Origin of the sequence: Quyinboa ferrireducens (genome assembly GCF_042436675.1) — a bacterium.
Lineage (GTDB): Bacteria > Bacteroidota > Bacteroidia > Bacteroidales > UBA5342 > JBHJHP01.
Genome location: NZ_JBHMVA010000006.1, coordinates 135398 through 154463 on the forward strand (window position 1 = coordinate 135398; position 19066 = coordinate 154463).

Here is a 19066-nt window from a genome sequence, read left to right on the forward strand (position 1 = left end):
ATTTCCCAAAAAACTTAAAAATTGTAACATTAATGGAATAACCATTGTTTTATGGTTGTCAAGTGTGAAACTGAATAAGAATCAATATGCGTTATAAATTGTTGCTTTTGCTGATCACCATGTCAGGTCTTCAGCTGAAAACCTACTCACAACCCGCACCGGAAATGACAGAGGTGGAGACAGCGGGTGTCTTAACCGGAAAAATTGTAGATGAATCCAATAACCAGCCCATCGAATATGCTAATGTGGCAATTTACAATAAGAACGGCGAACTAATAACCGGTGGTATTACGGATGCCAATGGTAATTTTTCCATCAAAAATCTGGATCCCGGCGAATATTACATCGAAGTTAAATTCATTGGATTCAATGAAACCCGCATCGAAAATTTTGTGATCTCCCCGAATTCACGCAGGTTTAATGCCGGCGTGATCAAACTCACCCCATCGGTTTCGAATCTTGAAAGTGTGGATGTTGTAGCGGAGAAGAAGGCTATTCAATACAAAATAGATAAAAAAATAGTGAACCCAAGCCAGTATCTTACATCTGCCGGTGGTTCAGCAGTAGACATCCTTGCGAACACACCTTCCATTACGGTTGATGTGGAAGGCAATGTAACCTTACGTGGAAGCTCAAACTTTACGGTTCTGATTGACGGAAAACCAACACCATTCGAAGCTACCGATGCACTGGAACAGGTTCCTGCCAGCCAGATTGAAAATATTGAGATCATCACTAACCCATCGGTAAAATATGACCCGGACGGAACAGCAGGTATTATTAACATCATAACCAAAAAGACCAGATTAAAAGGTTTGAACGGTATTGTGAATCTTGATGCTAATTCCATCGGAAGTGTAGGCGGCGACTTTTTGCTGAATTTTCAACGCGAGAAATACAGCTTTTATGTTGGTGGCAGCCGTTCTGACCGCAAACGCAAGGGGCATTTCGAAGGACTTACAGAGACCTATAAAGACGATACCACCTTCTTTAACACACAGATTGGTGATGGTGGACGTGGCTTCTCTTCCAACAATCTTAAAACCGGTTTTACACTTTCACCCGATACAACATCATCGCTGGCTTTTAACCTGAACGGTGGAATTAACCAACGTAAGTTTACAAATGACGTGGATTACGAAACATGGGAAACAGTACACGACTCTTTATTTAACTATGAAAGATCCACGAGCACAAGTCTGAACAAGGGAAACGGGAAATATGTGAGTGGTGATTTAACTTATGACAAGAAATTTAAAGGTGATGGTCACAAACTCATATCCACCTTTTTCTATCAGTATCAAAAATCAGATGAAGAAAATATTAACGAACAGGTAGGTGCCAACTTTTTAAACGGACTTAAATCCTGGGAAGTTGGAGATGGAACCGAAATGCGATTCAAAACGGACTACACCCTTCCGGTTTCAACCAGGTTCAGCATCGAAGCCGGATATCAGTGGCGTTATGACAAGCAAAATGAATGGTACGATCGTGTAGATTATACACAGGCTAACTATTCTTATGATCCGACCCCATCGTCTCCCAACTATAAAACGTCAGAATTTTTCAGGCAAATCCATTCCTTATATGTTACCCTGGGAGGTGAATTCGGAAGATTGGGATATAAAGCCGGACTTCGCGGAGAATATACCGACCGTTCCATGGACTTCAACTTTAAGAATGCTTCAAGATTACCCACAGATTCAAGCTTCACCATTAACAGACTTGATCTTTTCCCGAGTATCCATTTTTCATATTCACTACCGGCAGACTTTCAGCTTATGGCCAGTTACTCCAAACGTATTGAACGTCCGAGAAGCTGGTATCTTGAACCGTTTGAAACATGGATGAACGCTTATAATGTCCGCCAGGGGAACCCGAATATTCAACCCGAATATATTGATTCTTATGAGCTGGGCTTCCAGAAAACATTCAAGAAAGGATTCTTTTCGCTGGAAGGATTTTACAGGATGACAGAAAACAGGATCGACCGGATTCAAAGTGTTTATGTTAATCCTGTAACCATGGATACTGCCACGAACATCATCCTGATGAAAACAGAAAATTCAGGCAAGGACTTTGCTCTTGGTGTAGAAGGAATGCTGAATTATGACGTTGCTAAATGGTATAGCCTGAACCTGAACGGTAGCCTGTTCAACTACAAAATTGAAACCAATATTGAAGGGATACCAGTTACAAGGGAAAGCCAAAACTGGGGTATGCGTATGAGTAACACATTTAAGCCTTTCAAAAACAACAGAGTTCAGATGGATATCATGTACCGCAGCCCTTCTGTTTCAGCTCAGGGTGAACGCGACGGTTTTGCCTTTACCAATATTGCTGTACGTCAGGATCTGATGAAACGAAAACTCAGCGTTACTTTATCTGTTAACGACGTGCTGAATACGGCTAAATTCCATATGCGCTCTTCAGGCAGTAACTTCAAAAGTGAAAGAACATGGGATATGCAATCACCTATTGTTCAGTTACAGCTGTCCTACAAGCTGAATAATTTTATGCCTGACAGAAAACAGAATCAGCAACAGGAAAATGGTAACGGCATGGATATGGATAATTCATTTTAATAATGAAATCCGGGAAAAAATAGTTTTATTTACATAAAATTTGTAGCAATGGAACTAACCCGGGAACAGGAAGGTATTATCCATTCCTTTCAGCGCAATGAACTTACTGAATATCTGATTTATAAGAAACTGGCTGCGCATACCAAAAGCCAGGGAAACAGCCAGGTTTTATCGCAGATTGCAGAAGATGAGCAACGACATGCCATCATATGGGGAAAGTATCTGAAAAAGCAGGCTACTCCAAACATGTTTAAGGTGAAGCTGTTCTATTGGATCTTCAAACTGTTCGGTATCACATTTGCCATCAAGCTGATGGAACGCGGTGAAGAGAATGCACAGGATTCATATTCCACCATTGACAACATTCCCGAAGCTGCAACCATTCAAAAAGAAGAAAACATTCATGAAAAGGCCCTTATCGATATGATCGATGAGGAGCATCTTAAGTATATGGGCTCCATCGTTCTTGGGCTGAATGATGCCCTGGTGGAACTGACTGGTGTTTTGGCCGGCTTAACCCTTGCGTTGCGGGATCCAAAACTTATTGCACTGACCGGGGCCGTTACCGGAATTGCCGCAGCACTTTCAATGGCTGCATCAGAATATTTATCCACCAAATCGGAAGAAACTGATAAGCATGCCGGTAAAGCGTCAATTTATACCGGTATAGCTTACATATTTACGGTGATTGCTCTTGTAAGCCCTTTCCTTGTTTTCAGCGATATTTACTTTTCACTGGCACAAACATTCATTGCTGCAGTACTTATTGTCGCTGCCTTCAACTATTACATCTCCATAGTTAAAGAAGTAAATTTTAAACGGAGGTTCCTTGAGATGATCGGGATCTGTTTCGGGGTGGGCGCCCTGAGCTTTCTGATCGGTTATATACTAAGAATTTTCTTTGGTGTAGATGCATAAAAGAAAAGGCTGTCCAAAAAGTGATATCAGAATTATCTTTCCTTACGGGATTGTAAGTAGTTCTTACAAAATTACCCCTAAATCCCCTGAAGGGGACTTAAAGCCTCCCGTCAGCTGACGAAGAGGTTTGGAGGGTAAAATAAAGATTGCTTACAATTTACAAGTTCAAAATATTTTTGTTTGTCTTTTTGAACAGCCTTTTTATATTGATGTTTCTATTTTGCGATGAGAATAAAATAATTTTTCTTCCCTTTTTGAATTAACAAATATTTATCATTTAACAGAGAATTAGCATTGACCACTAATTCACTATCCGTTATCTTCTCTTTGTTAATGCTCGCACCTCCTCCCTGTACCAGACGCCTCAATTCTCCCTTTGATGCAAAGACAGATGCCTTTTCAACCAACAGTTCAGGAATAGCTACTCCGTTATCAAACAATGCTTTGTCCACCTCAAAAGTAGGCACGCCATCAAAAATTGACAGGAAAGTCTTCTCATTCAGTTTCTTTAATGAATCGGTCGTTCCTTTTCCAAACAGAATCTGCGACGCCTCCACGGCCATGTTGTAGTCATCTTCGGAATGAACCATAACGGTAATCTCCTGAGCCAAACGTTTTTGCAATACCCTTAAATGTGGTGCTTCCCTTTGTTCAGCTATTAATGCATCGATCTCATCCTTGCCTAAAAGCGTAAATATCTTAATGTATTTTTCAGCATCCTCGTCCGAAGTATTCAGCCAGAACTGATAGAACTCATAGGGTGTTGTCCTGTCGGGATCGAGCCAAACATTGCCTGATTCAGTTTTGCCGAATTTACCTCCGTCGGCCTTTGTCACCAACGGAATAGTCAATGCGAAGGCTTCGTTTCCGGTTTTTCTCCGGATCAGCTCAGTACCGGTAGTAATATTACCCCATTGATCCGAACCACCCATCTGCAATTTGCAGTTCATATTTTCGTTAAGCCACAGAAAATCAAACCCCTGCACCAGTTGATAGGTAAATTCCGTAAAAGACATGCCCGATTTTGACTCTTCTCCCAGTCTTTTCTTAACACTGTCTTTGGCCATCATGTAGTTCACGGTGATATGTTTTCCGATATCGCGGATAAAATCCAGGAAGCTGAATTCCTTCATCCAGTCGTAATTATTCACCATCAATGCAGCGTTCGGTTCATCCGAATCAAAGTCGATAAACTTCATCAACTGCTTCTTAATTCCATCCAGATTTTTCTGAAGGGTTTCCTCATTCAGAAGGTTTCGTTCCTGGCTTTTTCCTGACGGATCACCGATCATTCCGGTTGCTCCACCCACAAGTGCCACAGGCTTGTGTCCCGCCAGCTGAAAGCGTTTCAACAGCATGATTTGTGCAAAACTTCCCACATGCAGAGAATCAGCTGTCGGGTCAAAACCGATGTATGCTGTCGTCATCTCCTTGTTTAACTGATCGTCTGTTCCTGGCATCATGTCATGCAACATGCCACGCCATTTCAACTCTTCAATAAAATTCATAATTCTTAATTTGAGCCACAAAGATAATAAGCAAATTTGAATAACAGGCGCACAAGAAAAATTTACATAATCACGGCTAATCTATAATTAAAATCATTCAAAGATTAATTAACTATTATTAGAGATTATAATGTAAATATGAACTAAAATAAACATACCATATGGGTAGAATTCCCCATATTTACTAAGAAAGTTCAAAATATTTAATAAAAAATTAACAGATATAAAAAAAATTATATAAATTTAGCCCCAAAATACATAGGCCATGAGTGAAACAAACTTTAAAGTCCTGATTGTAGATGACGAACCAGATATCCTGGAATTCTTAAAATACAACTTAATTAAGGAGGGATATCAGATCTTTGCTGCCGGAAATGGATTAGAGGCAGTTGAAATTGCAAAACGTGAACATCCGCAATTAATTATTCTTGACGTGATGATGCCGGAGATGGATGGTATTGAAACATGTGAGGAATTGAGGAAAACACCGGAACTGGATGACACGATTGTTGTATTTTTCACTGCCCGTGGAGAAGATTATTCACAGGTTGCAGGTTATGAAGCAGGTGCAGATGATTACATCACCAAACCAATTAAACCTAAAGTGCTTAAAAGCAAAGTATCTGCTTTATTAAAACGTCATCATCATTCAGAAGCAGGTGGAACAACCGCTACAAAACTTGAAATTGGCGATCTGATTATTGACCGCGAAAGATATCTTGTTATACACGATGGAGAAGAACTTATTCTTCCTAAGAAAGAGTTCGAATTGTTAATGCTGCTTGCATCAAAACCGGAAAAAGTATTTACAAGAGAAGAAATTTACCGTACGGTATGGGGCAACAAAATTGTTGTCGGCGATCGTACTATTGACGTGCACATTAGAAAATTGCGTGAAAAAATCGGTGATGACTTCATCAAAACCATTAAAGGCGTGGGTTACCGGTTCGTAGAGCAATAAAACAAACCATTTAACCATTACAATACGGACAAGGGCTATTCTTTATGGGTAGCTCTTTTTTTACCCCTCCAAACCTCTCCGTCAGCTGACGGAAGGCTATAATTCCTAATGGGATTTGGGATAATTTCGAAAAGGCTACTTAAAATTCGAAAATATTGTAATTACTTAATCTTCAACGCCAGCACAAAGTTCAAAAATGTTTATTGACATTTTGGGGTTTATGTAATACTCCAGAATACGGCTATCATTGTAAGAAATCCAAGCCAGAATCCGGCCGTAACCTGCATCAGGGTGTGCGCTTTAAGTTGCATCCGGGCCCATCCAAGGCTCCCTCCCATCAGAATGATAAAGCTGACCATTGGCGACAAATTCTGATTCAGTACCAGGGCAAACATAAAAACAGCACCGGCAAAACCACCAATTCCGGTCATGTGTGCACTGATTTTCCAGAATGGTGTAATGCTTCCGGAAATCAACAGGGTTAGCACACCTCCCAGTACAAACCGGGTTACAATCTGCGGCACTTTAAACCGTAGCAGCAATATATAAGCAGCTGTATACGACAGAAATGTCAGGATCATCGGAACAAGCCGTTCATTTTTATCACGGATGTTAATATCAGAGATCTGGCCGGTTTTCATCAGGATCCAGAATGAGATCAAGGGGATCAGTAAGGTAAATACAACAATAACCAGAATATTAAACCATTTGTAAACCGGCGGAAAAAAACCGTACAGGTTATCAAAACTAAATAACAGTATCAACCCAAACGTCGGCATAAAAAGCGGGTGAAACAAAACGGACAGGGTCTTAGCTAACTTCTCCTTCATTATAATTCCTTCCTTAAACGGGCCACCGGTACCCCCAGTTGTTCCCTGTATTTAGCAACTGTTCTGCGGGCAATGTGGTAACCTTTATCGTTCAGCAGCTGAGCCAGCTTATCGTCGGTCAAAGGTCTGCGTTTATTCTCCGCCTCTATCGCTTCACTTAAAATTGTCTTTATCTCTTTGGTAGAAACTTCCTCCCCCGAATCCGTTTGCATCGCATCAGAAAAGAAATATTTAACGGGAAAAATCCCAAAATGCGTCTGAATGTATTTGCTGTTACTAACCCTTGAAATGGTTGATATATCGTAGCCGGTAACGGCTGCAATATCCTTAAGATGCATGGGTTTCAGCCTGGTTTCATCGCCATCGGCAAAGTAATCGTGCTGCAGATCAACAATGGCCTGCATGGTGGTCATCAGCGTATTATGACGCTGTTTTATGGCTTCGATAAACCACTTGGCAGAATCCAGTTTCTGTTTTACAAATAACACGGCATCTTTCTGTTCGCGCGACTGCTTGCCTTTGGATGATGCATAGGTTTCAAGCATATCGGCATACGTCTGACTCACCTTTAAATCAGGAACGTTTCTGTTATTTAAAGATAAAACCAGTTCGTCATCTTTCAGATCAAGTATAAAATCGGGTACAATTTGCTGAACCGATTTAACCTGCTGGTTGCTGTAGGAGCTGCCCGGTTTTGGATTCAGCTTCTGAATCTCGTCCAGTGCTTCCTTAAACTGCTCCTGTGTCCATCCGGTTTTCTTGAGAATCTTTTCATAATGCTTTTTAGTAAAGGCATCAAAATGCTCATCCACAATCTCCTCGGCACGCAAAATCACATCCCGTGACCGATCCTTGCGGCGAATTTGCAGTATCAGGCATTCCCTCAAATCCCTGGCTGCAACTCCCGGAGGATCGAATTTCTGAATCCTCTTGAGAATCTTCAACAGATGGGCATCCTGAACATCCAGGTTCATGATAAATGCCAGATCGTCTGACATGGCCTCCACATCGCGCCGAATATATCCGTCTTCATCAATGTTACCAATGACGTATTCAGCCAGTTGATGATCCTCTTCGCTGAGGTCAATCTCACCCAGCTGATTCAGCAGAAATTCATGAAATGATTTCCCTACTGAAAACGGAATCTCCGTCTTCTTATCGTCTTTGGAATAATTCCTTGACCGCAATTTATACGCGGGAATATCATCCTGGTTAATGTATTCATCCAAAGAGAAGTCGTCATCAACGCCACTCTCCTCATACGGATCCTCTTCCTTCACCGAAAGGTCCTCGTCTTTTCCCTCCTCCAGCACCGGATTTTCTTCCAGTTCCTTCTTTATACGCTGCTCCAGCTCCATAGCCGGCACCTCAAGAAGTTTTATCACCTGAATTTGCAGCGGTGATAATTTTTGCTGAAGCTTTTGTTGTAACGTTAATTTTTGCATCTCTAAGAGTTAACAAACCAAATTTAACAAAATTGAATCAACCGGAATAAAAGAACAGACTAAAAACAATAAAATGTTTAAAAACTCTTTGAATAAAGGCTGGCTTAAATGTATTTCTCCGAATACAGAGGACAAATTTTCCAAATGCCGACTAAGATTTTTCATGATATAAACCAGTGCATTATATTTAACCTAATCATCGATGTAATTCATAATAAATGTAATCGTTTTAATATTTTCATTAATTTTATATTTCAAACTGAAAAAGTTCCTTTTCCTAACAGAAAGGCTCTGAGCATAAAATTGTTGAAAGTAATGCCTGGCAAATATCAATCGTTCACAACAAGCAAAAACACAATTAAATAACTAATAATGAATAACTTTAATATCAATCGATATAAAAAAAGTATATATATGTGAAATATACACATCTGTTAGCAGCAACCAAATTAAAGACAAATGAACTATAAACTAATTAACAACCTAACAACCGAAAATAACCATTCGACAAGATTAAAAGAGTTATTTAATAATTGCGATAATGTGATTTTGGTGAGTCCTTTCTTAATGACTGATTTTTCAGATTTTTTAGAGGAAATTTCTTTATCTGTAATTACTAAAATTCATTTGATAACAACTTTAAAACCTAAATCATTCGACCAAATTAGAAAAATTAGTTCATTAATATCTTTGATTGACCATCCTGAGATAAAATCAGAAAAAATAAAATATCAAATTTCTCTTAATAATAAATTACACGGAAAGATTTACATATTTAAGAAAAATAACAAATACATTTCTGCAATTATTACATCTGCAAATTTCACAGAAAGTGGTTTAGTTCGAAATCACGAATGGGGAATTGAAATTACAGATAAAGATAAAATATCAGAAGTTGAAAATTCAATTATGAATAGTATAGAATATGAAAATCTATCATCGAAAGATATATTATCTATGCAAGAAAAAGCTAATGATTATTTAGCGAAACATCCTAAAAAAGAAGAACGTGAGATTGAATTAAATCTTACAGATTCTCTTAATTCTTCTATTTGGACCAATGAATTGGATAATACAATCGAATATTGGTTAAAGCCTATTGGAGTTTCCGATAGTCCGATAGTAGAAGGAACCTTATTTAATGAATTAGAAACAAGACTTCACTTTTCAAAACAAAGACCAAATGGTGTAAAACCAAATGATATTTTAATTTCATATGGAGTTGGAACATCTAAAATCATTTCTGTTTATAGAGTACTATCATTCCCAGAATATGTTACAGATGAAGAAATTGAAAATGAAGATTGGCTTGAAAGATGGCCTTGGTATGTTCGAGGAGAAAATCTTACACAAAATTTTGGTACAGATTGGTGGAAACATCATCTTCATATAAATCCATTAAAAGATAAATATCTATCAGTTAATCCTAATGCCCCAATAACGGCTGTTGGAGGAAAAACTTTAGGTGCACTTAATTTTGGCAAAGATAAATTAAAACTATCTCCTGATTTTGCTAGATTTATAATTGAAATTGTAGTAAGAATTAATAACAATGGCAGCCGCTAACAATGGCTCATAGGCAATGACAGGTGAGGCTCGTGTTTCGAGCGTCGGACTCCCGCACTGACTTTCGTGTCGTCCCGACGGAAAGTCGCACGCAATCCGCCACTGCCCATAGCCAAGACCGTTAGCAGTTATGTTAAAATCCTACACAAAAACAGGACATTATGAAAATTATTTCTGATTACCCAATAAATGAAAATACATTAAAAGATATTTCAGAAATAACAAAAGACTATGACTTTTTGGTTTCTAGAAGATTCAAGAATAATGATGCTAAAATGTATTTAAGTGATTCGAATCCTAATAAATGTAGATTTTGTGGCAAATCCTTCCCAGAAGTTACATTTAAATCAGAGTCGCATACTATTCCCGAGTTTATTGGCAATAAAAGTTTGATTTCAAAATTTGAATGTGATTCATGTAATAAAAAATACTTCAATATTTTTGAAAACGAATTCGCTAATTTTATGTTGCCTCACAATATTTTTTCAGGGACTAAGTCAAAGAAAAATAAGATTTCAAAGTACAAACTAAAAAATCAGCCAGAGATAACTAATACTCAAGAGAAGATCTTTTTATCAAATGTCCCAGATTCAATTATTCATGAATCCCAAAAAGACAGCCTTGAAATTAAAATTAAAATTCCTTCCTTCATTCCGGAATATATTTATCGTTGTTTAATTAAAATTGTCCTAAGTATAATCCCAGAGGAAAAATTAGATATTTATCAAGGAACTTTAGAATGGTTAATGGATTTAGAAATCCAATCTAACATAAAACCATTCATGGTATTTTCAATGTATCCCTTTAACATCCAAACAAAGGAGATCGCATGCGCAATCTTAGAGAGAAAAGATTGCTGCCCAAAAAATATTCCACATTCAATATTCTTTATGTCCTATAATAATTTTGCATTTCAAACATGCATTCCTTACAGTATAAAAGAAAAAATAGGTGTTAGTCTTCAGGCAGTTCCATTTATTTATCCAATGCAATTTGATTTAAATAACAATCACGATGGGATGAAAAACTATGGTTATCTTGATTTATCATCTAAGGAAAAAATAACTGATAAAGTAGCTACCTACACAATAAAAAGAGAGAGACAAATAATAAATAAAAACACGAAACGCTAACATTTTATATATTGCATTGCGGTGTTGGTGCAGGTTATCGTTATGCGCAAGCAGGGCGAACTGTAAAATATTAAATTATAGATGATAAAAGAGATTTTACTTTCAGGATTTTTGATAATATCTGCACTTGGATTTAGTCAAACTGATTTTTCAACGATTGATAAGAATTCAAAAACTGTTCCTGATTCGTTAACTGATTGCAAAGCAATTGCAGATTATCTAACTAATGATTTAAAAACAGATATGGAAAAGGCACGAGCAATATATATTTGGATTGCTCATAATATCACATATGACCTGACTCAAATTAATTCAGGCACACGCTATGATTCTGACCAGGAAATCATGGACGAAGTTCTTAATAATAGAAAAGGTGTTTGTCAGCATTACTCAGAGCTTTTTCTCGCAATGAGCAATTCGGTTGGATTAAAGAGTTACTTGATTAATGGTTATACACGAGATGTTTTTGGTGAGATCGCAGATTTAAGTCATGCGTGGAATGGGATAAAAATTGATTCTATTTACTTCCTGATTGATGTAACCTGGGCCGCTGGATACGAACTTAAAGGTAAGTATATCCATAAATTCAGAGACGACTACTTTTTAAAATCACCGAAAGATTTTATTAAAGATCATATGCCTTTTGACCCAATTTGGCAGTTTATAGACAATCCGATTAATAACAACGACTTTATATCCAAGGACTTTTCAAAACTAGACACAAATGGATTTTATGCATTTGAAGATTCAATACAACAATTTGAAGGTCAAAATGAATTGGTACAACTGGAAAATTCAAATAAACGGATAGTTAAAAATGGAGTTAGGAACAATCTGATTCAAAAGCAAATTGATGAAAATATTCTTCAAATTACAAATAGAAAATACAATTTAGCCATCGATACTTTAAATTACGGTATTGACAATTACAATTTGTATATCAATCATAAAAATAGACAGTTTCGAAATCCAAAATTGGAAGATTCTCAAGTAAAGGAATTGATTGACAATGCCAACAAAGGAATTTATGTATCAAATGAAATTTTTTACGGATTATTTTCTTCAAATAGTGAGCTTAATAACTTGATAACAGAAGCACGAGATAGAATGCCTGATTTAATTTCTGATTTAGAAAAGGAGAAAAATTTCGTAAATAGATATTTGAAAAAATGGAAACCATTGAGGATATTTATGTTTTATTCTTATGGATATTAATAATTGCCAGTGCATAACATGCGGTCACAAAACAGTTGGGGTAAGGTGGTTATTCTAACATTCTACTACGCATCAACTCTTTGTAACAGCAGATAGTAACGCGGCCCGTTCTACCAAGTGTTTCGCACGGCAAAACCGTTGTCTAATTTAAAAAACAACATGAATAGAATAATAACTTACATTTTTTTAGTTCTTACTTTTGGCTGTAAAGTACAAGAAAAAGAGATTGAATTTAAATGGAATCCTGAAAAAGAAAAAATCCATAATGAAAATAGAAATGATTCAACAAAATGGAGTTCGAAAAACTGGGAATCTGATACTTCAGATTTTGAATTGTGGGGAAAACCAATAATAAGTGGCGTTTTTCCTGTCCCGGAATATGATTTAATTGACAGCACTTTCAATGGATTAGGGAATTCGGGAAACTGGGAAGGATTTGAATTGAAGGGAAAGAAAGTAATATATCATTCATTGTATGTCAACAAAAATGCAGTAAACAAAGAATTTATAAACAACAAAGCAAACGAAGTTTTTTTTACAATTGCAGTTTTGACAGATAGTGTTGATTTGAAAGGATATTCACACACTGATGTTAGTATTACATCCAGAAACCATCCTCATTATGTCGGACAAGGTTTTGTTAAAACTAAATTCAACGAAATAGATTTTATTTCTTTTATAACAGCAGATAGAAATAACTATGCAATAGTTAATATGAGACTGTTTGATTTAAGAATTGGGCGAATAGTTCTAATTGCACCACAACAAGACGGAACCCTACGTTCATTACAGTTAAATTCACCAATTATGTCTTCAAAGGAAATGGACGAATACATTGAAAACCTGATGTCAAATGACAAAGAAGTAATTGAATTTTTTACGAAATCAGATAATATTTAAAAACTTCATACAATTTACCGTTAGCAACAAGTTAAAAGTCAGCACAATAAGACGTGAATACATAAAACATAGCAACAAGACATTAAAAGAGATACTTGAAAATGAAAGCAGTGGTCTGCACAAGATATGGAGAACCGGAAGTACTAGAACTTAGGGATATCGAAAAACCGACTCCGAAGAATAATGAAATTCTGATTAAGATAATTGCGACATCTGTAACTGCAAGCGATTGCATTGTTCGGAGACTAAATTTACCCTTATTTAAGAAAATTCCGGCTCTGTTAGCTTTAGGATTTACAAAACCAAGAAAATCAATACCTGGACTTGTTTTATCCGGAATTGTTGAGAATGTTGGTGATAAAGTAACGGAATTCAAAATTGGAGAAAAAATATTTGCTCATAGCTTTATGAAATTTGGAAGTTATGCAGAATACATTTCTCTTCCCGAATCAGCAGCAGTGATAACAATGCCGGAAAATCTCTCATTTGAAGAAAGCGCAGCAATTCCTTATGGAGGGACATTAGCTCTTTATTTTTTACAAAAGGCAAAAATTCAAAAAGGACAAAATATTTTAATCTATGGAGCATCAGGTGCAATCGGAACTCTTGCTATACAAATAGCAAAAACATATGGAGCCATAGTTGACGGCGTATGCAGTAGCAGAAATTTAGAACTTATAACAGGATTAGGAGCAGATTCCGCAATTGATTATACAAGCAAAGACTTCAAACTTGAGAATGAAAAATATGATTTGATTTTTGATGCAGTAGGAAGAAAAAAAAGTTCTGGAATAGAATATAAAAGAGCATTGAAAATAAATGGCAAATTTATTTCTGTTGATGACGGTAGTCCTGGAACTAATGCAGTTTGTAAAGAGAGTTTAATGATTCTTAAAGACATGGCAGAAACAAATAAAATAAAACCTGTTATTGATTGTACATACCCAATTGAGCAAATAGTTGAAGCACATAGATATGTTGACAAAGGACATAAAAAAGGAAATGTAATAATAACACTATGAAATAACTAACGAACGCACAAGAGCGCGGCCATAGCGCATGCGGTTTTGTTTAAACCTGTGTATGCCGTCACTTTCGGCTTGACTACCTCCACTTCGTGGAACAGTCAACTGCATGACACCATATCGCGGGAACGTTGGCAACAATTTTAATAGACGTAAATGATGAAACAAAAACTGTTTTTAATATTCCTCCTTACTGGACAAGTATGCTTTTCACAAGGATTCAAAACCCTTAATATTGAAAAGAAAAATATTGACAGCAACAATAAAATATTCAAGACCGGAAAAGCATTTATATATGATTATGAGATCATTAAAAATGATTCGGTATATAAGTTGAGTTATATTGAAGGACTTCCAGACAACAAGTTTATACTTGTTAATAAAAGCAAGGACACGAATAATTCAAAAATACATCTCATAATTCCAAAAATTGAAAAATCTGAAAAAACGAATAAAAATCAGACAGAGATTAAGTATATGTATACTCCTGATTTATCATTTATGAGTGGAACCGGAGTTGTTGAAAATAAAAACAATGTCTGGATTCATCCTCCCCGAAGTGGTATTTTTATGTCTTTAGAAACTTGTCCTTTTCCATATATTCAATTACCTATCGAAATTGGTAAAGAATGGAAAGATAAAATGAAAATTGGAGGCCAATGGTCTAATGAGCTGTGGGGCGTTTGGAGAAAGAAGTTGTTATTATTCTATGATTATAAAATTTCTAAAAAGACTAACATAAAGACTGGTATAGGAGAATTAGAATGTTTCGTGGTTGAAAGCACTGCAAAATCAGAAATTGGGATATCAAAATTAAAAAGTTACTTTTCTGAAGAATATGGATTTGTCAGATTAGAGTACGAAATGACTACAGGACTGAAGATTAATCTATGGTTAGACAGTTTTAGTGTTAATGATTTTAATGACCTAAAAGGAATAATAAAATATATTGATGAACAGAAAAAAACTGCTGCCAACAATTTGTAAATTGCATTGCGGGGGTTCCTATAGTGTTGCACACGGAGAAACATTCTGCAATTATTTAAACTAATGCAATGAAAAGAACAATATTAACAGGACTAATTCTAATAACGACCTTAATTAATTCATGGTCTCAGCAATTGGCATTCCCGTCTGCCGAGGGATATGGGAAATATACAAAAGGCGGACGAGGTGGAGTAGTTTATGAAGTCACTAACCTGAATGATAGTGGAGAAGGTAGCCTGAGAGCTGCAATTGAAGCTTCGGAACCTCGAACGGTTGTTTTTAGAGTATCAGGAACTATTATACTTGAAAGCGCTTTGACTATCAGACACCCTTTTATTACAATAGCTGGTCAATCTGCACCCGGAGATGGTATTTGCATACGGAGACACCCGCTAAATATTGGAGCAGATAATGTGATAATACGATATTTACGGGTAAGATTAGGGGATGAATCAGGCAACGATTATGATGCAATGTCGAGTAGATATTGTAAACATATTATTTTAGACCATATATCTGCAAGTTGGAGTGTAGATGAGTGTATGTCTATTTATCATTGTGATAGTATAACAGTGCAATGGTGTATAGTTTCTGAAAGCTTGAGCCATTCCAATCATGTCAAAGGTTCTCACGGATTTGGTGGAATATGGGGAAGTAATTACGGAACATATCATCATAATTTATTAGCTCATCATTCAAGTCGTAATCCACGTATGGCTTCAGGATGTGGAAATACAGATTACAGAAATAATGTAATTTACAATTGGGGCTATCAAAGTCTTTATGGTGGTGAAAAATTTCAAAGCGGAAATGATAAATTCAATTTTACAAACTTAAATATTGTGGCTAACTATTATAAACCAGGCCCAGCTACAAAACCAGGAGAGGTAATGTACAGAATTGCAAATCCGTCATTCAGAGGTGATGGTAATGATGATTACGGTAAATGGTATATTGCCGAAAATACAGTTGAGGGCAACAAAGAAGTTTCAACTGATAATTGGAATGGAGGAGTGCAAACTGAACTATCTTTCGAAAAAATCAAACTTGAAGAGCCATGGCCATCAATGCCAATTAATCAACAAAAAGCAGAAGAAGCTTATAAACTTGTACTTGAGAATGCCGGAGCAAAATTACCCAAAAGAGATATCATAGATACACGCATTATAAAGGAAGTTCAGGGTGGCTTTGCTACTTATGAAGGTTCAACCTATAAAAAAGAACTCCAGGTAGCCGATACAACCGTCATTTGTGGGATCATTGACTCAGAGAGTGACGTTGGGGGATGGCCAAAACTTAATAGTATCCCTGCTCCAAAAGATTCTGACCATGATGGTATGCCTGATAATTGGGAGGATAAAAATAATCTTGATAAAAAAAATCCTGATGATAGAAATAGCATATCTTCAGATGGATATACTATGTTAGAAATTTATTTAAATAGTCTAAAGTAAAAACGCACGACGGCACAACAAGCGGTCATAAAACATTGCGTGGATAGTGCTATATTTGAACGAAATAACATTTAATAAACAGCATAGCGGTTTGATACCGAAACGCATTTAAGTGCGCAAAGATTTTGTACCGCCAACCGTTAGCAACAAGAATGATTAAGCCCCATGCTAAATTAAAAACAATGAAAAATAAAAGCAATTTAATTAAACCCTCAATCTACTTATTGATTGGACTATTTGTCTGTATAAATATCAACGCCCAGGGGAAAGATCCACTTATAGTAAAAACAATCCCATATAACTTAAAAGTGTTTAATAATCCTTTGGATTTAAAAATTAAAGGAGACTCAATCATCGAAATAACATCAACTGGAAAAACCAATCTTTTTAATAGCCCAAACGGCAATTATTCCGTAAAAAATGCACCTATGGTATTGTTTAAACCTGATAGTAACTTCATAATAAGTGCGAAAATAACTGCAAAATTAAAAGAAGTATATGATGTGGCATCATTGGTAGTATATCAGGATGATAATTTATGGGCAAAACTCTGTTTCGAAAATTCTGTAAATAAAGAAACAACTGTTGTGTCTGTTGTTACAAGAAACCTTTCAGATGATTGTAACTCTGTAAAGATTTCAGAGGATTATGTCTATTTTTTGATTGCGAAAAAAGGTGACGAATTTTCCTTTCATTATTCAACTGATAAAATAAAATGGGAACTTATCAGGCATTTTAGTTTAAAATGTGATACTAAAAAACTAATGATTGGATTTGCCGCTCATTGTTCCAAAGGTGAAAAATTTACAGCTGAATTCTCAGATATTTATTATTCGAAAGATACATTGAAAAAAATGAGAACATATTACTAAATTCAAGTTGCTAATATGAGGTCATAAAACAGTTGGGGTAAGGTGGTTATTCGAGCATTCTGCCACGCATCAACTTTTTGTAACGTCAGATAGTAACGCGCCCCGTTCTCCCCATTTCATACCGCAAAACCGCTAATTTTAGTTATGAGAAACAAAATAAGAATGATCAAGGACAATAAAATGATTAAAGGATTAAAACTAGTATTGACAATAGGACTCATTATTTTCTTTCAGCAATTTGTAAAAGCTCAGGAAAATCAAAACCAACAGTTTTTACAGAAAGTAGGCGTTTTAGATAGCCTCTATTCCAAAATACTAAACGAGACAAGAAAGATTTATGTGCAACTGCCTGCAAGTTATACCCCTGAGAAAAATCAAAAATACCCTGTAGCCTATATTTTGGATGGAGAAGTTTTTCTTCCTACGGTAAATGATGTGCAAAATTATTACAGCGGTGGTTTTACGCCTGAAATGGTATTGGTCGGTATCTCGAATGATAAAAACAGATTAAGAGACCTAACCACGTCATCTATAACTACTAAATACGGGATGCCTTTTAATGAAAAAAATGGAGAAGCTAATAACTTTAGAAAATTTATCGCAACAGAACTTATTCCCTTTATAGAAAACAAATATCCGGTTACCAATTACAGAACACTAATTGGTCATTCCTATGGAGGTTTGTTCACTATATCCACATTAATTAATCAACCCAATTTATTCGCGAATTATTTAGCCATTGACCCCAGCCTGGATTGGGATGACCAAAAACTATTGAACGAAGCGCGGGAAATAATTCCTAACAGGAAATATGAAAACAAAGCTTTATTTATGTCATTAAGCGGACAATTGCACATGCAGAACCCGCAAATAACGATAGACAATGTAATGCAGGATACAACAGATTTCACATTGTTCGCCCGTTCAAATATTGCCTTTTCAAAATTGGTTAAGCAAAATGCTAAAAACGGATTGTCGTTTGAATGGAAATTTTACCCCCGAGATATACATGGTACAATTCCTTTTCCGTCTATCATGGACGGTTTAATTTCACTTTTTGAATGGTATCAAATGGAAAATACTGATAAAATAAATTCATTTGACACACCAAAAGAAGAGCTTTTTCGCATCATAAAACACAGAGAAAAGAAGCTCAAGGAACATTTTGGTTATCCTGAACCGCCTTATCCGGAAGAACTTTTAAACATGTCAGGTTATATGAATATGGACATGCAACAACCTGAAAAAGCGAAAATGTACTTTGAACTTGCCACTGAATATTATCCTGAAAGTGCAAATGCTTATGATTCTATGGCTGATTATTATGAAGCACAAGGCGACTTTGATAATGCAATCAAATATGCAACTAAAGCTTTTAAATTAAGTGGTAATGATTTCTACAAGAAAAGAATCGAAAGACTTAAAGTAAAAAGTAATAATTGAGATTTTGTATAAGTATTGGCAGGTAATTTTTTAAATATCAAGGCTTGTATCACGCTCATTGTGTAAAGGTTTGACCTCGCTCCGCCATAGATTGGCAAAGGCGATGCAGGAAAATGCAATACAATCCGAAACCACAATTTACCATTATAGGCAATACCACATAACAACCTACAAAGTGATTAATTTGAAAAAACATACCATTTATAGAAAAAACAAACTTCTTT

At 36.1% G+C, this 19066-nt stretch carries 15 protein-coding genes; 12 read left to right on the plus strand and 3 right to left on the minus strand.

The genetic code is table 11. The features are described 5' to 3' along the window. Nucleotides 1–86 precede the first annotated feature (86 nt). Both ACE01N_RS10990 and ACE01N_RS10995 read left to right on the plus strand, forming a co-directional pair. Entirely contained in the window at nt 87–2585 is a 2499-nt protein-coding gene (locus ACE01N_RS10990; RefSeq protein ID WP_380588467.1) for a TonB-dependent receptor, read from the plus strand. A gap of 48 nt (nt 2586–2633) precedes the next feature. Continuing rightward, nucleotides 2634–3503, plus strand: a complete 870-nt coding sequence (locus ACE01N_RS10995) for a VIT1/CCC1 transporter family protein (protein WP_380588470.1) — start codon at nt 2634–2636, stop codon at nt 3501–3503. 215 nt (nt 3504–3718) lie between these two features. Here the strand turns inward: ACE01N_RS10995 and tyrS are convergent, their stop codons facing one another. After that, nucleotides 3719–5011 carry a tyrosine--tRNA ligase gene (gene tyrS, locus ACE01N_RS11000; RefSeq protein ID WP_380588473.1) on the minus strand — a complete coding sequence of 431 codons (1293 nt, stop codon included), beginning with the start codon at nt 5009–5011 and terminating at the stop codon, nt 3719–3721. A 265-nt stretch (nt 5012–5276) separates the two neighbouring features. Between tyrS and ACE01N_RS11005 the strand changes: the two genes are divergently transcribed. Next, nucleotides 5277–5972: a response regulator transcription factor gene (locus tag ACE01N_RS11005; RefSeq protein WP_375730091.1), complete on the plus strand. Its 696-nt coding sequence runs from the start codon at nt 5277–5279 to the stop codon at nt 5970–5972. 218 nt (nt 5973–6190) lie between these two features. Here ACE01N_RS11005 and ACE01N_RS11010 read toward each other — a convergent pair whose 3' ends face one another. Together ACE01N_RS11010 and rpoN are read right to left on the minus strand one after the other, a co-directional pair. Beyond that, nucleotides 6191–6802 carry a hypothetical protein gene (locus ACE01N_RS11010; protein ID WP_380588477.1) on the minus strand — a complete coding sequence of 204 codons (612 nt, stop codon included), beginning with the start codon at nt 6800–6802 and terminating at the stop codon, nt 6191–6193. Further along, nucleotides 6802–8247, minus strand: coding sequence for an RNA polymerase factor sigma-54 (gene rpoN, locus ACE01N_RS11015; protein WP_380588480.1), 1446 nt, complete (start codon nt 8245–8247; stop codon nt 6802–6804). Before rpoN ends, ACE01N_RS11010 begins: the two co-directional genes overlap by 1 nt. A 459-nt stretch (nt 8248–8706) precedes the next feature. Between rpoN and ACE01N_RS11020 the strand changes: the two genes are divergently transcribed. The 9 genes from ACE01N_RS11020 to ACE01N_RS11060 all read left to right on the plus strand — a co-directional run bounded on the left by ACE01N_RS11020 (nt 8707) and on the right by ACE01N_RS11060 (nt 18842). Next, nucleotides 8707–9813 (plus strand): restriction endonuclease PLD domain-containing protein, encoded by a 1107-nt coding sequence (locus tag ACE01N_RS11020; RefSeq protein ID WP_380588483.1) that lies wholly within the window; start codon nt 8707–8709, stop codon nt 9811–9813. Between the two features lie 161 nt (nt 9814–9974). Next, nucleotides 9975–10946, plus strand: a complete 972-nt coding sequence (locus ACE01N_RS11025) for an HNH endonuclease (RefSeq protein ID WP_380588486.1) — start codon at nt 9975–9977, stop codon at nt 10944–10946. 81 nt (nt 10947–11027) lie between these two features. After that, entirely contained in the window at nt 11028–12161 is a 1134-nt protein-coding gene (locus tag ACE01N_RS11030) for a transglutaminase domain-containing protein (RefSeq protein WP_380588489.1), read from the plus strand. Nucleotides 12162–12320: 159 nt separating this feature from the next. Further along, on the plus strand, nt 12321–13061 hold the full coding sequence (locus tag ACE01N_RS11035; protein ID WP_380588492.1) for a hypothetical protein: 741 nt from the start codon (nt 12321–12323) through the stop codon (nt 13059–13061). Nucleotides 13062–13162: 101 nt separating this feature from the next. Then, complete coding sequence (locus ACE01N_RS11040) at nt 13163–14083, plus strand: NAD(P)-dependent alcohol dehydrogenase (RefSeq protein ID WP_380588495.1); 921 nt, start codon at nt 13163–13165, stop codon at nt 14081–14083. A 159-nt stretch (nt 14084–14242) separates the two neighbouring features. Further along, nucleotides 14243–15073: a hypothetical protein gene (locus ACE01N_RS11045; protein WP_380588498.1), complete on the plus strand. Its 831-nt coding sequence runs from the start codon at nt 14243–14245 to the stop codon at nt 15071–15073. 68 nt (nt 15074–15141) lie between these two features. Next, nucleotides 15142–16527: a pectate lyase family protein gene (locus tag ACE01N_RS11050; RefSeq protein WP_380588508.1), complete on the plus strand. Its 1386-nt coding sequence runs from the start codon at nt 15142–15144 to the stop codon at nt 16525–16527. Nucleotides 16528–16709: 182 nt separating this feature from the next. Continuing rightward, nucleotides 16710–17399, plus strand: a complete 690-nt coding sequence (locus ACE01N_RS11055; protein ID WP_380588521.1) for a DUF1349 domain-containing protein — start codon at nt 16710–16712, stop codon at nt 17397–17399. A gap of 144 nt (nt 17400–17543) precedes the next feature. Then, nucleotides 17544–18842, plus strand: coding sequence for an alpha/beta hydrolase-fold protein (locus ACE01N_RS11060; RefSeq protein WP_380588524.1), 1299 nt, complete (start codon nt 17544–17546; stop codon nt 18840–18842). Nucleotides 18843–19066: the final 224 nt, after the last annotated feature.